We start from the raw sequence: 16,442 nt of genomic DNA on the forward strand, positions 1-16,442 counted from the left end.
CGCGCGGCTCAGGCCGCGTCCGCGCCACCGGCCGGGGCACCGGTGATGCCCACGGTCGATTCGATCACGGGCTTCATCTTCTTGGACAGCGCCTCGTAGAACATGGACAGCGGGAACTCGTCGTCCATGACCTGGTCCGTCACCTCCCGCAGTGGGGCGGTCAGCGGCAGGGCGTCGGGGCCCTTCGCCCACGTCGAGGCCGGGTGCGGCGTCACGGTCGCCGAGACGAGCTCGTACGCGGCGAGCCAGTGGGCGAGCTTCGGGCGGTCGATCGAGCGCCAGTACAGCTCGTCGATCGCGTCGCCGAGGGCGCTGACGACGGCGGGGACCTGGTCCCAGTCGATCGTGAGCTTGGTGTCGGTCCAGTGCAGGACGTGGTGCTGGTGCATCCAGGCGAAGAGCAGCTGGCCGCCGAGGCCGTCGTAGTTGCGCACGCGGGAACCCGTGATGGCAAAGCGGAAGATGCGGTCGAAGATCACGGCGTACTGGACGAGCTTCGCGTGCTGGCGGGCGACGGGATCCGCAGCGGCGTCCTGCTCGATCCGCACCGACTCGCGGAACGCCGTGAGGTCGCAGCGCAGCTCCTCGAGCGAGTAGAGGAAGAACGGCATGCGCTGCTTGATCATGAACGGGTCGAACGGCAGGTCGCCGCGCATGTGCGTGCGGTCGTGGATGAGGTCCCACATGACGAACGTGCGTTCGGCGAGGGCCTGGTCCGTGAGCAGCTCGGCGGCGTCATCGGGGAGCTCGAGGTTCGTGATGCCGGCCGCGGCCCGGACCACGCGGCGGTAGCGGGCCGCCTCGCGGTCCTGGAAGATCGCGCCCCACGTGAAGCTCGGGGTCTCGCGCAGCGCGACGGACTCGGGGAAGAGCACGGCCGAGTTCGTGTCGTAGCCCGGCGTGAAGTCCAGGAAGCGCAACGGGACGAAGAGCGCGTTCGAGTAGCCGCCGGCCTCGAGGCCCGCGATGAAGTCGGGCCAGATGACCTCGACCAGGACGGCCTCGACGAAGCGGTTGGTGGAGCCGTTCTGCGTGTACATGGGGAAGACCACGAGGTGGCGCAGACCGTCGACGCGGTGCAGCTGCGGCTGGAAGGCGACGAGCGAGTCGAGGAAGTCCGGCACGCCGAAACCGCCCGCGGACCAGGCCTCGAGGTCGGCGACGAGCAGTTCGAGGTACTCGGCATCGTGCGGGAACTGAGGGGCCAGCTCCCGCACGGCGGCGGTGATGGAGGCGACGAGCCCGGCGGCCCGGGCGTGGTCCTCGGCCTCGGGGACGGAACCGTCCTTGACCTGCAGCCGCTGGAGTTCCGTCGCGGCGGCCTTGAGCGAGAGCCACGCCTGCGAGGCCACGAGATCCGCGGCGTCGAGGGGCTGGGGGCTGAGGGTGGGCTGCGTCATCGCTGCACCTCTTTCCGGTGTGACGGCCGGCGCGTCGCCGGCGGAGGGAACGGCGGCCCGGTGGGCGTCCGCCATGGTCCCTCCAGCCTAGGCATCGGACAGGAACGCTGGTGCGAATAGCTTTCAAGGCCAAGCGACGCTAATGCTTGGAAGCACGCGCCGCGTCCCCAGCGACAGGGGCGGCGGTGGTCGAAGGAGTGTCCATTGGCGCCGGGCGGGCGGGTGCGGCCGCGGAGCCTCCCTGCCCGCCGGCCGGGGCCCGGTCAGGGGGCCGGGCGGAGCTTCAGGGAGACGGAGTTGATGCAGTAGCGCTGGTCGGTCGGCGTTCCGTATCCCTCGCCCTCGAAGACATGCCCGAGATGGGAATCGCAGGCCGCGCAGCGGACCTCGATCCGCTCCATGCCAAGCGTTCCGTCGCGGAGGTAGCGGACGGAGCCCTCGGCGAGCGGCGCCCAGAACGAGGGCCACCCGCAGTGCGCGTCGAACTTCTCAGAGCTCGTGAACAACTCGGCTCCGCAGGCGCGGCACGCATAGACGCCCTCCTCGTGGCTGTCCCAGTACTCGCCCGTAAAGGGGCGCTCCGTGCCGGCACGGCGCAGGACCTGGTACTCGGCCGGAGTGAGCTCGCGCCGCCACTCCGCGTCGCTCTTGACGACTCTCGGGCCGTCGGGGGTGGATGGCTGGCCGGGGGTGTTCTCGCGCATGACGGGTTCAACGCGCAGGAGCGGCCCGGGATTCCCGGCCCCCGCGCGGCAACTGGCCGAGCGGGGGACCGACTTGGAATGATGGGGCCATGAGCCACGAAGCACGCAACGCCCTCCCGGCCCGCCCGACGGGACCCATGGTGCGCTGGGGACTGCTCGGTGCCGGCGTCGGGGCGGTGGCCGGCTCGGTCTTCGCCGCGAGCGTCTCGGCGCTCGCCGGCTACTTCGCGCGCCAGGTCGTCACGCCCAAGCCCCGCGTGGAGGACATTGCGATCCTCGCCGTCGTCCGGGGGGTCGACGGCGACGAGGTGATCCTGCCCGCGAACGCCGAGACGACGGCGCCGGGCAGCTACTCCCTGTATTTCGACGGCGGGGCGGGCCACGCCCGCATCGGTCGCGTCCTGTCCTTCGTCCCCGCCGAGGGGACCGTCTCGCGCGAGGTCGAGCACGTCTACGCCGGCGAGCTGCGGGCCGCCGTGCGGGGCTGGTGGTCCGGCGTCGTCTATCCCACCCCCGCGGAGATCGGGGCGGACGCGGAGGACGTCGAGGTCCAGGTCGAGGGCGGCGTGGCACCCGCCTGGCTCGTGCCCGGAACCCACCGTGCCGGGACATGGGCCGTGATGGTCCACGGCCGCGGGGCCTCCCGCACCGAGGGGATCCGCGCCATTCCCACGGCCCGGGAGCTCGGCATGACGTCGCTCCTCGTGTCCTACCGCAACGACGGCCTCGCGCCAGACGCCGGTGACCAGCGCTACGGCCTCGGGAGCACCGAATGGGAGGACGTCGACCACGCCATCGACTTCGCCGTGTCTCGGGGCGCCCGCGACATCGTCCTCTTCGGCTGGTCCATGGGCGGGGCGATCTGCCTGCAGCTCGCCGACAAGTCCCGCCACCGGCGGCGTCTGCAGGCGCTGGTCCTCGACGGGCCGGTCGTGAACTGGATGGACGTGCTGGCCCACCACGCGCGGGTCAACCGGATCCCCGAGTCCGCGGGCCGCCTGGGCCAGTGGCTCCTCTCCAACAAGGCCGGCCGCTGGGCGACGGGCCTGGCCTCGCCCGTGAACCTCAAGGACCTGAACTGGGTGGCCAAGCCCGAGCAGCTGCGGCTGCAGACGCTGATCCTGCACAGCGAGGACGACGACTTCGTGCCCGTGGGGCCTTCGGCCGCGCTGGCGGAACTCAACCCGTCCATGGTCACGTTCGAACGCTTCACCCAGGCGGGCCACACGCGCGAATGGAACGTGGACCCGGAGCGCTGGCACTCGACCGTCGTCTCCTGGCTCGGCTCCGTGCTGGACGCGCCCCATCCGGGCCGCCCCCGCGCGGAGGCCGCCGCCGGGTCCTAGCCCGAGGCGATCGGGGCCCGCGCCGCACCGAGCAGGGCACGCAGCCGCTCGGGCGCGAGTTCGAGGTCGAGGCCGCGCCGCCCGCCGGAGACGAACACGGTCCCGTGCCCGAACGCCGACTCGTCGACGACCGTGGGGGACGGGTGGCGCTGCCCGAGCGGCGAGATGCCTCCGACGACGTATCCGGTGCGGCGCTCGGCGAGGGCCGGATCGGCCATCTCCACGTGCTTGACGCCCACCGCCGACGCCATGGCCTTCAGGTCGAGGCTGCGGTCGACGGGCACGATCGCGACGGCGAGGGCCGCCCGGCCCGGCCGTCCCGTCGTCACGAGCAGCGTCTTGTAGACGCGGCCCGGTTCCACGCCGAGGGCCTCGGCGGCCTCGAGCCCGAACGAGGCCGCGCGCGGATCGTGGTCGTACTGGTGGACGGCGAAGGCGATCCCGGCTGCCTCGAGGACCGAGGTCGCGGGGGTGCCCGGCGCTGCGTGCTTCCTGTTCCGCCCGGCCATGCGGTGCCTAGGCGGCGATCCGCTCGCGGACCTGCCGCTTGATCCGGCCCAGCATGGCCGTCATCCCGCGCATCCGCAGGGGAGTGACGGCGCGGGTGAGCCCGAGCTGATGCGGCATGTCGTCCGGGACGGCCAGCAGCTCGTCGGCCGGCAGGCCGTTGAGGCCCTCGTGCAGCACGCCCGCGAAGCCGCGCGTCGTCGGGGCCTCGCGGGGCGCCGAGAAGAAGAGCTCCACGGTGTGTTCGGGGCCGGGGGAGACCTCCAGCGTCAGGAACAGGGGCGACTGGCACTCCACGACCTGCTCCAGCAGCTCGGGGTGCGAGGCCAGGCGTTCGGGGAGCTCGGGCAGCGCATCAGAGAATTCGAGCAGCAGCTCGAGCCGTTCCTGTTCGCTCAGGGCCCCGAAGTCCTCGACGATCCCGGACAGCGTCTCGGGCAGGGTCGGTTCGGCCATGTCAGGCCTTCCGTCCGGAGGGCGCCTCGCCCGGCTCGGTACCCGTCGCGATCGGGACGCGCACGGCGTTGCCCCACTCGGTCCAGGATCCGTCGTAGTTGCGCACGTTCTCGAAGCCCAGGAGGTGCTTGAGGACGAACCAGGTGTGGCTGGACCGCTCGCCGATCCGGCAGTAGGCCACGACGTCGTCGCCCGGTGCCAGCCCCGCGTCTCCGAGGTAGATCTCCTCGAGGGCGGCGCGTCCCTTGAACGTCCCGTCCTCGGCGGCCGCTCGGGCCCACGGAACCGACGCCGCCGTCGGAATGTGTCCTCCGCGCAGCGCACCCTCCTCCGGATAGGCGGGCATGTGGGTCCTCTCGCCCGAATACTCCTCCGGGGAGCGGACGTCGACGAGGGGCTTGCCGAAGTGGTCCAGGACGTCGGGCAGGAAGGCGCGCACCGTCGTGTCGTCGCGTTCGACGACGGGGTACTCCGTCGCCGCGGGCTGCGGCTTCTCGCGCGTGAGCCCGCGGCCCTCGGCGATCCACTTGTCGCGCCCGCCATTGAGGAGCCGGACGTCCTCGTGGCCGAAGAGGGTGAAGACCCACAGGGCGTAGGCGGCCCACCAGTTGCTCTTGTCGCCGTAGACCACGACGGTCGAGTCGCGGGAGATGCCCTTGGCGGACATCAGCGCGGCGAACGCGGCGCCGTCGATGTAGTCGCGCGTCACGGCGTCGTTGAGCTCCGTGTGCCAGTCGACCTTGACCGCGCCGGGGATGTGGCCGGTCTCGTAGAGCAGGATGTCCTCGTCGGATTCGACGACGACGAGCCCCTCGGTCCCGAGCCGCTCGGCGAGCCATTCGGTGGAGACGAGCCTCTCCGGCCGGGCGTAGTCGGAGAACTGGGGATTCGGGTCTGCGGCGATGGCCACGGTGATCCTCGCTTCGGTCGGCGGTCGGTGTGCTGGCTCCAGCCTATCGGCGCGGCGAGCGGGGCGTCACGCCGGGTGCGCCCCGGTGCGCGCGCGGCGTAAAGTGGCCGTGGCGCCACCCGTGCGCCCCCGCCCCCGACACCGTGAGGACCCCCGAGCCCGTGGCCACGATCGAGCACCTGACCGACAGGACTCCGCACGTCTCAGCCGAGGAGCTGCTGGACGGCTTCCACCCGTCCTACCGCTTCGGCGAGGTCTCCTTCGACAGCTACCGCCCGGATCCCGCGCAGCCCTCGCAGGCCGAGGCGGTGCAGCGGCTGCGGGCCTTCGCGGAGAGGATCTCCTCCTCCGGGGGCGGCGGGCTCTTCTCGCGGCTGTTCGGCGGCAGGGGGAAGCCGGAGAAGGCCGGCATCTACCTCGACGGCGGCTTCGGTGTGGGCAAGACCCACCTGCTCGCGTCCTTGTGGCACGCCGTGCCGGGGCCGAAGGCGTTCGGCACGTTCGTGGAGTACACGAACCTCGTGGGCGCCCTGTCCTTCCGCAAGACGGTCGACGTGCTGAGCGGCTACCGGCTGGTCTGCATCGACGAGTTCGAGCTCGACGATCCGGGGGACACCGTCCTGATGTCGCGGCTGATGCGCGAGCTGTCCGACGCCGGCGTGAAGCTCGTGGCGACGTCCAACACGCTGCCGGGTTCCCTCGGCGAGGGGCGCTTCGCCGCCGTGGACTTCCAGCGCGAGATCCAGGTCCTCGCGGACCAGTTCGACGTGGTCCGGATCGACGGCGAGGACTTCCGCCACCGCGGCCTGCCCCAGGCCCCGGACCCGCTGCCGGACGCGGAACTGCTGGAGCACGCGAGCGCGCGCTACGAGGGCTCGACGCTCGCCGTGGACGACTTCCCGGCGCTCGTGAAGCACCTCGCGACGGTGCACCCGAGCCGCTACCGCCAGCTCATCGACGGGATCGACGTCCTCGTGCTGCGCGACGTGCACACGATCACCGAGCAGGCGCTCGCGCTGCGCTTCGTGGTCCTCGCCGACCGCCTCTATGACAAGGACGTGCCGATCGTGGCCAGCGGCGTGCCGTTCAGCGAGCTCTTCACGCCGGAGATGATGGCCGGAGGCTACATGAAGAAGTACTTCCGTGCGGTCTCGCGCCTCACCGCGCTGGCCCGGGAGGGACAGAAGGGCGAGGCCCTGGTCTAGGCGTCACGCCGCTCCAGGAGCAGCCGGACCGCGAGTCCGGCCAGCAGTCCCCAGAACGCCGCGCCGATCCCGGCCACGGCGAGGCCCGAGGCCGTGACGAGGAACGTCGTGAGGGCGCCCAGCCGGTGCCGCGGATCCGCGAGGGCGGAGGATGCCGCGGACCCGAGGGTGCCCAGGAGGGCGAGCCCCGCGGCGGCCGCGAGCAGTCCCGGAGGCGCGGCCGTGGCGACGGCGGCGACGGCCGCCGACCCCAGCCCGAGGAGGAGGTAGAAGCCGCCGGCCGAGGCCGCGGCGATCCAGCGGCGGTTCCTCTCGGGCCCGGCTTCCTCCCCGGCGGCGAGGGCCGCCGAGATCGCGGCGAGGTTGACGGCGTGGCCGCCGAAGAGGGCGGCCGCGGCGGATCCGGCGCCCGTGGCGAGCATGGTGGCGGACCACGGTGGCCGGTATCCGAGGCCCGTCAGGACGGCGACGCCGGGGACGTTCTGCGACGCCATGGTGACGATGAACAGGGGCACGGCGATGCCCGCGAACGAGGCGGCGCTGAAGGCCGGCGCGGTGAACTCGAGGCGTGGTACGAGACCGCCGGCGTCGGGGAGCGCGCCGGCGGCGGGGCCGGCGAGGACGACGGCGAGCGTCACCGCCATGGCGACGGGTACCGCCCAGCGCGGTGCCCAGCGCATCATGGCGAGCCAGGCGAGGACGACGGGAGCGGCCAGCAGGGGCACGTCGGCGAGTGCGTGCACGGGGGCCAGGCAGAGCTCGAAGAGGACCCCGGCGAGCATGGCCTGGGCCAGGGGGACGGGAATCGAGCCGACGAGCCGGCCGAGGGCGGGGACGGCTCCTGTCAGGGCGATGAGTCCGGCACAGGCCAGGAAGCCGCCGACGGCCTCGTCCCATCCGAGGCCGAGGCCTCCGGCGGCCGCCAGCAGCGCGGCCCCGGGCGTGGACCACGCGAGCGTGATCGGCTGCCGCGTGGTCACGGCTAGGAGGATCGTGATGACGCCGAAGGACAGCGTGAGGGCCAGCAGGCCGGAGGCGGCCTGGCCCGGTGTCGCGCCGACGGCCCGCAGGCCGGCGAGCACGACGGCGAAGGACGAGCTGAACCCGACGAGCGCGGTGACGAGTCCGGCGCCGAGGGGTTGAACGAGCCGGCCCCGCCCCGGATCGCGGTCCGCCGCGTGCGCTCCGCGGGCTCGGGACAGGGTCATGGGACTCCTTCAGGACGCCGTGTGTTCTGTTTACGGAACGTGCTGTCACTGTAGTCTGCCGGTATGACGCAGACAAGCGACCCGCGGTTGGCGCACGTCGGCGGACGAATCCGCTCCGTTCGGGAGGGCCACGGCTGGAGCCTGTCGCGCCTGGCCGCGGCGGCGGGCATCGGCAAGGGGACGCTCTCCGAACTGGAGCAGGGCGCCCGGAACCCGACGCTCGAGACGCTCTACGCCTTGGCCGGCGCCCTCGGCGTTCCGCTCGCGTCCTTCGTCGCCGGATCGGAGCGTGCGTCCCACGTCCCGGGGCGCACGGTCGACGCGACGCTGCTGGACGTCCGGACGCTTCCCGACGGCACGGTCGTCGAGTCCTACCATCTCGCGATCCGGCCCGGCCGCCGCGAGTCGCCGGGGCATGGGCCCGGCGTCGTCGAGCACTTGTTCCTCGTCCGCGGGGACGCCGTCGTCGGGCGTGTTGGTGCCGGACGCTCCCTCCGTCCCGGCGAGTCCTGGACGTGGGGCAGCGATGTGCCGCACGCCTATGCCAGCGAGGAGGGGGCGGAGGGGGTGCTGACCATCGTCAATCCCGCGCGGGCCGACGCGGCGGCCGCGGAAGGCGGAGGCTGACGGCGGTCCGGGCACGGCAACGGGTGCCGGTCGCCGCCTGGCGGCGAGTCCGGCACCCGTCGTGGCGTGCTGTGGGGCGGGCCGGGGTCGTGGACTGCGGACCCCGCCGCGGTCTAGGAAGCCGGCGTCTCGCCGTCGCTTCCCGAGACCTTGTCGAGCAGATCCCGGGCGGAATCCTGCAGGTTGTCCACCTGCTCGGCGTATTTTCCGCCGGTCTTCTCGTCGACGAAGTCCCCGATGCCCTCCACGGCGCCACGGAGCTTCTCCGCGCCGTCTTCCGCGAGGGAACCGGCCTTGTCCTTGAGTTCTCCGGCCTTGCCCTTGAGTCCGTCGAATACCGACAAGTGCCACCTCCTTCCACCCGGGGGAGCCGGTGCCGCTCCCGTCTGCTGCACATCCTAGGCCAGCGGTGGAGCCCCGTAAACGCCTCGGGCGCCTCCCCTGGGAGAGGGGAGGCGCCCAAGGCGTCGTGTTGGAGCGGACAACGGGATTCGAACCCGCGACCTCCACCTTGGCAAGGTGGCGCTCTAGCCAGCTGAGCTATGTCCGCGCGACCGCGTGGCGCCCGGCCCGGCTGCTGCCGGAGGCCCCACACAAAAGAATCCCCGCCAAGGCGGAGATTCTTCGTGGGCGATACTGGGATCGAACCAGTGACCTCTTCCGTGTCAGGGAAGCGCGCTACCGCTGCGCCAATCGCCCCTAGGGGGTGCAACTACTGTAAGCGAGGTGGGGACGGGATTCGAACCCGCGTGGACGGCTTTGCAGGCCGCTGCCTAGCCACTCGGCCACCCCACCATGTCCTGGAACGGTGTCCCGCACCTGGCGTGACCGACGGATCGGTCATTACAGTGATTGCGAGCGGACAACGGGATTCGAACCCGCGACCTCCACCTTGGCAAGGTGGCGCTCTAGCCAGCTGAGCTATGTCCGCACGAAGGATTTCCCTCGCGGTGGGGGATCTTCATCCCGCTCCGTTCCGGTGCTTTCCAACGAGTAAAAACTCTATACGACGATTCGCCGTTCGTCCAAATCGGGGATTCCGAGGGCGTGGCGGGACTCCACGGGAGGTCGTCGCAGCGGCACCGGAGACGGGATCCGAAGCGTCGGGAGCGCATGCCAGAATCGATGCCATGACCACACCAGCGCTTGCCCAGCAGACCGACTACGGGCGGATGTATGCCCGCAGGATCGGTGGATTGCCCGAGGTTCCGTCGATCACGACCGTGATCTCCCAGCAGGGTGCCGGCCTCGACGGCTGGATCGGGCACATGGCGGCGACGGCGGCCGTGGGCGACGGGCGCCTCGCCGGGGCGCTCGGCAAGCCGGCCCAGCTCAAGGCGATCGCCCGGGATGCCTCCAAGGCCGCCGAGGTCTTCCGCAACGCGGCGGCCGCCCGCGGGGACCGCGTCCATGCGTACTGCGAACAGGTCGCCCTGCGCGCCCTGGGCCGCCCGCACACGGCCGCGGACGCCCGGGCGCTCCTCGAGGAGCACGGCGAGGGCGCGTTCGCCTCGCGCTTCGACGACTGGTGGGACGCGTACCAGGTGGTCCCGCTCGCCGCCGAGGTCACCGTGTGGAACCACACCGTCGGCTACGCGGGGACCCTGGACCTCGTCGCCCGGATCGGCGGCCGCTTGTGCCTCGTGGACTACAAGACGAAGGGAACGGGGCGCGACGGCCGGGTCAAGCCGCTCGACGCCAAGGTCGTGATGCAGCTCGTCGCCGGCCTGAAGGCCGAGGAGATGGTCGTCGACGCCGCCGAGGGGACGTGGGAGGAATGGAAGTACGGGGAAGACCCCCTCCTGCTGGGGGTCGCCGTGGGCGAGACGGAAGTGCAGCCGATGATGGCGAGCCCGCAGGTCCTGCCCGCCCATTGGAGCAAGTTCTGGGCCCTGCGCGCCGTGTGGGAGAACACCATGAAGGCCGACGACGCCGGGACGGCCCTGCGGCCCATCGGTCCGCCGCCGCCCGTTCGGGAGGCGGCCGTCGCCGGACCCTGATTCGTCCGTGGTGGACGCCCGGGAACGAGGTCCGTGGCCGCCCGGTCCGGCTGCCCTGGTCCGTCCGTGGCGGACGCCCGCCCGCGTAGACTGGTCTGGGCGCCCATGCCCGCCGCCCGACGTGGCGGCGCACCGCGGGCGCCCCGCCTGCCGTGCACCGTCGGCCTTGCCGGCATGGTGCGGGCGCAGGCCACCGCAACCGCAGCACCTTGCATCCACAGCACCTTGCCGGCGCCGGTACACGCCGCCCGGCGGAAAGGGGGACCGGCCCATGGCAGTCCTCGGCATCCGGATCGTCGGCGATCCCGTCCTGCGCACCCCCGCGGAGGAGGTGACCGAGTTCGGTCCCGGTCTCGCCCGGCTCGTCGGCGACATGCTCGAGACCATGGACGACGTCGACGGCGCCGGCCTCGCGGCCCCGCAGATCGGCGTGGCCCTGCGCGTCTTCACCTACAGGATCGGCGAGGAGCGCGGCTACGTCGTCAACCCCGTCCTCGAGGTCTCCGATGACCTGCAGGAGCCCGGCGGCGAGGGCTGCCTGTCCGTCCCCGGGCTCGGCTATACGACGCCGCGCCGCCGCTGGGCGCGGGTCACCGGAGTGGATGTCGACGGAGCACCGGTCGTGGTGGAGGGAGAGGGGCTTCTGGCCCGCTGCCTGCAGCACGAGACCGACCACCTCGACGGCCGTCTCTACATCGACCGGCTGACGGGCGGGGACAAGAAGGACGCCTTGCGCCGGATCCGCACGAGCGGCTTCAACGGCGTGGCCGCGGCCACCGTGGCGGAGCGCGCCAGGTCGCTCGGCTCCAGCTTCGGCCCGGGCTCCGGGACGACGGCGTGAGGATCCTCTTCGCGGGAACGCCCGCCGTCGCCGTCCCCTCGCTGCGCCGGCTCGTCGAGGACGGACACGACGTCGCCGCCGTCCTGACCCGGCCGGACGCGCCGACCGGCCGCAAGCGCACGCTGACCCCCTCGCCCGTGGCCGCCTGCGCCACCGAGCTGGGGCTGCCGCTCATCCACGCCCGCCGCATCGACGCAACGGTCCGGGACGCCGTGCGCGCCGTGCGGCCCGAGCTTGCCGCCATCGTCGCCTACGGCGGCCTCGTGCCGTGGGAGGCCCTCGCCATCCCGGAGCACGGCTGGATCAACCTCCACTTCTCGCTCCTGCCCCGCTGGCGCGGCGCGGCGCCCGTGCAGCACGCCGTCATCCACGGCGACGAGATCACGGGAGCGGCCACGTTCCAGCTCGAGGAGGGTCTCGACACGGGCCCCGTGTTCGGCACCGTCACCCAGCCCGTCGACCCCGGCACGACCTCCGGCGAGCTCCTCGAGGCCCTCTCGTTCAGCGGCGCCGAGCTCCTCGCCCAGACCGTGGCCGGCATCGCCGCAGGACGCCTCGAGGCCGTGCCGCAAGCCGGCGAACCGAGCCTCGCGCCCAAGCTCGGGATCGAGGACGGGCGGGTCGACTGGGCCCAGCCGGCCCTGGCCATCCGCCGCCGGATCAACGGGACCACGCCCGAGCCGGGGGCCTGGACCGAGCTCGACGGCCAGCGCCTCAAGCTCGGCCCGCTGCGCGCGAGCGGCCCCGTGCCGCCGGAGGCCGGGACGCCGCGGCCCGGCGGCGTCGTCGTCCTTCCCGGAAAGCGACCCCGCGTCTTCGTGGGCACCGGCTCGCACCCCCTCGAGCTCGAGACCGTCCAGCCGGCCGGGCGCAAGATGATGACCGCAGCGGACTGGGCCCGCGGCCTGCCGGCCCCCGACGCAACCCCGCATGCCGACCCGGCCGAGAGGACGTACCTGGGATGAGCCACGCCACGGGCGGCGGAGACCGCCGCAACGAGAGGGGCAGGGAACGCCACCGCGGCGGATCCGGACCCCGCCGCTTCAGCACGCAGGCACCCTCCCAGCGCAAGCGCACCGCCGACCCGGCGCGGCTCGCGGCGTTCGAGGTCCTCCGCGCCGTCGCCGCCGACGACGCCTACGCCAACCTCGTCCTCCCGTCCCGCCTCCGCGCCCACCGGCTGGCCGGCCGTGACGCCGGGTTCGCCACCGAGCTCGCGTACGGGACCCTGCGCGGCCGCGGGTTCTACGACGCCGTCCTCGCCCGCTGCGTCGACCGCCCGCTGGACCGGCTCGACGCCGCCGTCCTCGACGTGCTGCGGCTCGGCGCCCACCAGGTCCTGGCCATGCGCGTGCCCGTCCACGCCGCGCTCGATGAGACGGTCGCACTGGCCCGGGCGGAGATCGGCGCCGGGCCGAGCGGCCTCGTCAATGCCGTCCTGCGCAAGGTCGCGGCCCGCGAGCGCGCCGACTGGACCGCCGAGCTGCTCGCTGGCGTCCAGGACCAGACCGAGCGGGACGGCATCGAGCACAGCCACCCGGCATGGATCGTCCGCGCACTCCGCCAGGCCCTCGCCGCCCACGGCCGCGCCGCCGCCGAGGCGACCGCGCTGCTCGAGGCGGACAATGCCGCGCCGCTCGTGAACCTCGTGGCGCTGCCCGGGATCGGAAGCCTCGACGAGGCCCTGGCCCAGGGTGCCGAGCCCGGCCGTCTCGTGGCCGGCTCGGCCACGTACGCGGGCGGGGACCTGCACGGCATGGCCGACGTCCGGCGCGGAACCACACGGGTCCAGGACGCCGGCTCCCAGCTCGTCGCCCGGGCCCTCGCCGCCGCGCCGATCGAGGGACGGGACACGGACTGGCTCGACCTCTGCGCGGGCCCCGGGGGCAAGGCGGCGCTCCTGGCCGCGCTCGCGCACCAGCGGGGCGCGGAGCTGACGGCCAACGAGCCCGCGCCGCACCGCGCGGAGCTGGTCCGCCAGGCGCTCGCCGCCGTGCCGCGCACGGCCTGGGCCGTCGTCGAGGGCGACGGCCGGCGCTACGCCGGCATCCCGGCCGACGAACGATTCGACCGGATCATGGTGGACGCCCCCTGCAGCGGGCTCGGAGCCCTGCGCCGCCGCCCCGAGTCCCGCTGGCGGAAGAGCCCCGGGGACCTGCCCGAGCTCACGGCCCTGCAGGGCGGCCTGCTCGACGCCGCCGTCGCGGCCCTGCGCCCCGGCGGCGTGCTCGCCTACGTCACGTGCTCGCCGCACGCCGCGGAGACCGTCGCGGTCGTCGACGACGCGTTGGCCCGCCACGCCGGGCTGCGCCTGCTCGACTCCGGCGCAGCCGTGGACGCGGTGGCCCTCGACGGGCGCGCCGGGTCCGCCGCCGCCCGGCCCGCGGGACGGCCCGGACCCGACGGCGCCCCGGACGGGTCCACCGTGCAGTTGTGGCCGCACGTGAACGGCACCGACGCCATGTTCTTCGCGCTCTTCACCCTCGATGCCTAGGCTGGGACCCATGAGCAGCTGCCGCATCCATCCGAGCATCCTGTCCGCCGACTTCGCCAACCTCGAGGCCGAGCTGACGCGGATCCACACCGCCGACGCGGTCCACGTCGACGTCATGGACAACCACTTCGTCCCGAACCTGACGCTCGGCCTGCCCGTCGTCGAGCGGCTGCAGGCGGTCTCGGCCCTCCCGCTCGATGTCCACCTGATGATCGAGGACGTCGACCGCTGGGCCCCCGGCTACGCCGACGCCGGCGCGGCCTCCGTCACCTTCCACGCGGAGGCGTCCAACGCGCCCGTGCGGCTCGCCCGGGAGCTGCGCGCCCGCGGGGCCCGGGCCGCGATGGCCCTGCGCCCCGCCACGCCCGTCGAGCCCTACCTGGACCTCTTGCCGGAACTGGACATGCTCCTGCTCATGACGGTGGAACCCGGCTTCGGCGGGCAGGCCTTCCTCGAGGTCGTCGTGCCGAAGATCCGGCGGGCCCGCCGGGCGATCGACGGTGCGGGGCTCCAGCTGGCCCTCCAGGTCGACGGCGGTATCACCACCGACACGATCCGCCGGGCCGCCGAGGCCGGGGCCGACGTCTTCGTCGCCGGGTCGAGCGTCTACGGGGCGCCGGACGCCGCCGAGGCCGTTGTTACGCTGCGCAACACCGCCGATGCGGCGCGGCCCTGAATATGGTGTAATCGTCAACAACAACTCAACGTGCTCCGGGGTCGGTGAAAGTCCGAACCGGCGGTCATAGTCCGCGACCCGTGGCGCCCCAGGCGCCCCGGTTGAGCCGGTGGAATTCCGGCACCGACAGTTAAAGTCTGGATGGGAGAAGCACGTACAGCCCGAGCGGCTGGCCGGCGTCCTGCGCCGTCCACCCGCCCGCACCTGTCGTACCCCCGGAGCCGCCGCGGCCCGAAGGAGGAACGATGGAATCCCTGCGGTGGCTCACTGAACTCTTCAACGCCTACATCCCCGTCGGCGCCAGCGCCCTGCTGGTCCGCGAGGTCGTCGGCAACGCCTTCGGCCTGGCCAGCGCCCTCGGCGGGATGCGCCGCAAGGTCTGGGCCTGGCCCGTCGGAATCGTCGGCAACGTGCTGTTGCTCACCGTCTTCCTCGGCAGCATCTTCGACTCCGTCCAGACGGCGAACCTGCTCGGCCAGGCCGGCCGCCAGATCATGTTCATCGCCGTCTCGGTCTACGGCTGGAAGCGCTGGCACGAGAGCCGGGGCGGCAGCGGAACCGCGATCGTGCCGCGCTGGGCCACGGCGCGCGAACGCACAGGCCTCGTCCTCGCGCTCCTCGTCGGGACCGTCGCCATCACGCCGCTCTTCCGCATCCTCGGCTCCTACGAGCCGGTATGGGCCGACGCCTGGACGTTCGTCGGCTCCCTCCTGGCCACCTACGGGATGGCCAAGGGCTGGGTCGAGTTCTGGCTCGTCTGGGTCGCGGTCGACGTCGTCGGGGTCCCCCTGCTGTTCAGCGCCGGCTACTACGCGAGCGCGGTGATGTACCTCTTCTACGGCGGCTTCACGCTCGTCGGCTTCTTCGTCTGGTGGCGGGCCAAGGACCGCGCCAAGCCGGGCGTCGAGACGGCCCTGCCGGATCCGACCCTGAAGAGGATCCCGTGAGCGCCGCAGCCGGCGCCGCCGTGCCGGCCTCCGCGTTCCAGCTCGCCCTCGACGAGGCGGCCCGCGGCGTGCGCGGGGCGAACCCGCTCGTGGGGGCCGTCGTCCTCGACGGGGCGGGGACCGTCCTCGCCACCGGGCACCACCGCGGCGCGGGGACACCCCACGCCGAGGCCGACGCGCTCACCCGGCTGGGCCGCCTCGGGCCCGCCGCAGCGGCGGAGGCCACGATGCTCGTCACCCTCGAACCCTGCAACCACACGGGGCGCACGGGTCCGTGCTCGACCGCGATCGCCGAGTCCGGGATCGGCCGCGTCGTCTACGCCGTCGCCGATCCGACGGCGGAGGCCGCCGGCGGTGCCGCGGCGCTGCGGGCGCGGGGCATCGAGGCCGTCGACGGCGCCCGGCTGGACCCCGCCTGGGCCGCGGCCGCCCGCGAGCTCAACCGCCGGTGGTTCGCGGCCCGCCGGGAGGGTCGTCCGTTCACGAGCCTTCACCTGGCCCAGACCCTCGACGGGCGCATCGCGGCCGCCGACGGTTCGAGCCAGTGGATCACGGGAAGCGCCTCCCGGGCCCACTCCCACGCCCTCCGCGGCCGCGTCGACGCGATCGTCGCCGGGACCGGCACCGTCCTCGCCGACGACCCGCGGCTCACGGCCCGCACCCCCGACGGGCGGGACGCCGAGCACCAGCCGCTGCGCGTCGTCATGGGGCGCCGTCCCGTCCCCGCCCGGGCCGCGGTGCGCGGGGACGGCCACTGGCTGCAACTGGCCACCCACGATCCCCGCGAGGTCCTCGCCGAGCTCGGCTCCCGCGGGCACGGCCACGTGCTCATCGAGGGCGGAGCGGCGATCGCCACGGCGTTCCTCGCCGCCGGACTCGTCGACGAGGTGTGGGCCTACCAGGCGCCCCTCCTGCTCGGGGCCGGGCGCGGCGCCGTCGGACCGCTCGGCGTCGACACCCTCGACGCGGCCCTCCGCTTCCTCCCCGACGACGCCGGGGGAGCCGCCGTGCAGCGGCTCGGCACCGACGTCGTCCTCCACCTCCTCCCCGCCCCCGCGGGGAACCACACGACCACCACGACCCCGGAACCCCGCGCGCAGGGCGCGGTGGACGCCGGCTAG

Annotated in this window: 17 protein-coding genes, 4 tRNA genes and 1 riboswitch; of the genes, 10 read left to right on the forward strand and 11 right to left on the reverse strand. The window is 73.3% G+C overall.

Features of this window, described 5'->3' with window-relative positions:
- Window positions 1–8 precede the first annotated feature (8 nt).
- Together AC0QR5_RS02310 and msrB are read right to left on the reverse strand one after the other, a co-directional pair.
- Window positions 9–1,400 (reverse strand): DUF6421 family protein, encoded by a 1,392-nt coding sequence (locus tag AC0QR5_RS02310; RefSeq protein ID WP_329860009.1) that lies wholly within the window; start codon window positions 1,398–1,400, stop codon window positions 9–11.
- A 263-nt stretch (window positions 1,401–1,663) separates the two neighbouring features.
- A complete protein-coding gene (msrB, locus tag AC0QR5_RS02315; protein WP_329860010.1) occupies window positions 1,664–2,104 on the reverse strand; it encodes a peptide-methionine (R)-S-oxide reductase MsrB in 441 nt (146 codons plus the stop codon).
- 89 nt (window positions 2,105–2,193) lie between these two features.
- Between msrB and AC0QR5_RS02320 the strand changes: the two genes are divergently transcribed.
- Window positions 2,194–3,450 carry an alpha/beta hydrolase gene (locus tag AC0QR5_RS02320; protein ID WP_329860011.1) on the forward strand — a complete coding sequence of 419 codons (1,257 nt, stop codon included), beginning with the start codon at window positions 2,194–2,196 and terminating at the stop codon, window positions 3,448–3,450.
- On the opposite strand, the gene ybaK is transcribed toward AC0QR5_RS02320, so the two are convergent.
- From ybaK to AC0QR5_RS02335, 3 genes are read right to left on the reverse strand one after another with little or no spacing between them, the layout of a single operon-like run.
- Entirely contained in the window at window positions 3,447–3,959 is a 513-nt protein-coding gene (gene ybaK / locus AC0QR5_RS02325) for a Cys-tRNA(Pro) deacylase (RefSeq protein ID WP_329860012.1), read from the reverse strand. The genes AC0QR5_RS02320 and ybaK overlap by 4 nt on opposite strands.
- Window positions 3,960–3,966: 7 nt before the next feature.
- Window positions 3,967–4,413 carry a SufE family protein gene (locus AC0QR5_RS02330; protein WP_329860013.1) on the reverse strand — a complete coding sequence of 149 codons (447 nt, stop codon included), beginning with the start codon at window positions 4,411–4,413 and terminating at the stop codon, window positions 3,967–3,969.
- 1 nt (window position 4,414) lies between these two features.
- Complete coding sequence (locus AC0QR5_RS02335) at window positions 4,415–5,323, reverse strand: sulfurtransferase (protein ID WP_329860014.1); 909 nt, start codon at window positions 5,321–5,323, stop codon at window positions 4,415–4,417.
- Window positions 5,324–5,484: 161 nt separating this feature from the next.
- Between AC0QR5_RS02335 and zapE the strand changes: the two genes are divergently transcribed.
- Window positions 5,485–6,528, forward strand: a complete 1,044-nt coding sequence (gene zapE / locus AC0QR5_RS02340; RefSeq protein WP_329860015.1) for a cell division protein ZapE — start codon at window positions 5,485–5,487, stop codon at window positions 6,526–6,528.
- Here the strand turns inward: zapE and AC0QR5_RS02345 are convergent.
- Window positions 6,525–7,736 (reverse strand): benzoate/H(+) symporter BenE family transporter, encoded by a 1,212-nt coding sequence (locus AC0QR5_RS02345; protein WP_329860016.1) that lies wholly within the window; start codon window positions 7,734–7,736, stop codon window positions 6,525–6,527. The genes zapE and AC0QR5_RS02345 overlap by 4 nt on opposite strands.
- A gap of 63 nt (window positions 7,737–7,799) precedes the next feature.
- Between AC0QR5_RS02345 and AC0QR5_RS02350 the strand changes: the two genes are divergently transcribed.
- Complete coding sequence (locus AC0QR5_RS02350; protein ID WP_329860017.1) at window positions 7,800–8,363, forward strand: helix-turn-helix domain-containing protein; 564 nt, start codon at window positions 7,800–7,802, stop codon at window positions 8,361–8,363.
- Between the two features lie 113 nt (window positions 8,364–8,476).
- Here AC0QR5_RS02350 and AC0QR5_RS02355 read toward each other — a convergent pair whose 3' ends face one another.
- From AC0QR5_RS02355 to AC0QR5_RS02375, 5 genes are all read right to left on the reverse strand, one after another.
- Window positions 8,477–8,707, reverse strand: coding sequence for an antitoxin (locus tag AC0QR5_RS02355; RefSeq protein WP_329860019.1), 231 nt, complete (start codon window positions 8,705–8,707; stop codon window positions 8,477–8,479).
- A 129-nt stretch (window positions 8,708–8,836) separates the two neighbouring features.
- Window positions 8,837–8,913, reverse strand: a tRNA-Gly gene (locus tag AC0QR5_RS02360).
- 77 nt (window positions 8,914–8,990) lie between these two features.
- Window positions 8,991–9,062 (reverse strand) — tRNA-Val (locus AC0QR5_RS02365).
- A gap of 25 nt (window positions 9,063–9,087) precedes the next feature.
- Window positions 9,088–9,158, reverse strand: a tRNA-Cys gene (locus AC0QR5_RS02370).
- Window positions 9,159–9,220: 62 nt separating this feature from the next.
- Window positions 9,221–9,294 (reverse strand) — tRNA-Gly (locus AC0QR5_RS02375).
- Window positions 9,295–9,493: 199 nt separating this feature from the next.
- Here AC0QR5_RS02375 and AC0QR5_RS02380 point away from each other — a divergent pair.
- The 7 genes from AC0QR5_RS02380 to ribD all read left to right on the forward strand — a co-directional run bounded on the left by AC0QR5_RS02380 (window position 9,494) and on the right by ribD (window position 16,442).
- On the forward strand, window positions 9,494–10,363 hold the full coding sequence (locus AC0QR5_RS02380) for a cytochrome (RefSeq protein ID WP_329860021.1): 870 nt from the start codon (window positions 9,494–9,496) through the stop codon (window positions 10,361–10,363).
- A 271-nt stretch (window positions 10,364–10,634) separates the two neighbouring features.
- Complete coding sequence (gene def, locus AC0QR5_RS02385; RefSeq protein ID WP_329860022.1) at window positions 10,635–11,204, forward strand: peptide deformylase; 570 nt, start codon at window positions 10,635–10,637, stop codon at window positions 11,202–11,204.
- Entirely contained in the window at window positions 11,201–12,169 is a 969-nt protein-coding gene (fmt, locus tag AC0QR5_RS02390; RefSeq protein ID WP_329860023.1) for a methionyl-tRNA formyltransferase, read from the forward strand. The genes def and fmt overlap by 4 nt, the downstream gene beginning before the upstream one ends.
- Window positions 12,166–13,698, forward strand: a complete 1,533-nt coding sequence (locus AC0QR5_RS02395) for an RsmB/NOP family class I SAM-dependent RNA methyltransferase (RefSeq protein ID WP_329860024.1) — start codon at window positions 12,166–12,168, stop codon at window positions 13,696–13,698. Before fmt ends, AC0QR5_RS02395 begins: the two co-directional genes overlap by 4 nt.
- 10 nt (window positions 13,699–13,708) lie before the next feature.
- Window positions 13,709–14,374 carry a ribulose-phosphate 3-epimerase gene (gene rpe / locus AC0QR5_RS02400; RefSeq protein ID WP_329860025.1) on the forward strand — a complete coding sequence of 222 codons (666 nt, stop codon included), beginning with the start codon at window positions 13,709–13,711 and terminating at the stop codon, window positions 14,372–14,374.
- Window positions 14,375–14,401: 27 nt separating this feature from the next.
- Window positions 14,402–14,531, forward strand: a riboswitch (FMN riboswitch).
- An 88-nt stretch (window positions 14,532–14,619) separates the two neighbouring features.
- Window positions 14,620–15,321 (forward strand): nicotinamide riboside transporter PnuC, encoded by a 702-nt coding sequence (gene pnuC / locus AC0QR5_RS02405; protein WP_329860026.1) that lies wholly within the window; start codon window positions 14,620–14,622, stop codon window positions 15,319–15,321.
- Window positions 15,318–16,442 (forward strand): bifunctional diaminohydroxyphosphoribosylaminopyrimidine deaminase/5-amino-6-(5-phosphoribosylamino)uracil reductase RibD, encoded by a 1,125-nt coding sequence (ribD, locus tag AC0QR5_RS02410; protein ID WP_329860027.1) that lies wholly within the window; start codon window positions 15,318–15,320, stop codon window positions 16,440–16,442. Before pnuC ends, ribD begins: the two co-directional genes overlap by 4 nt.

Source organism: Arthrobacter sp. J156, assembly GCF_056172865.1.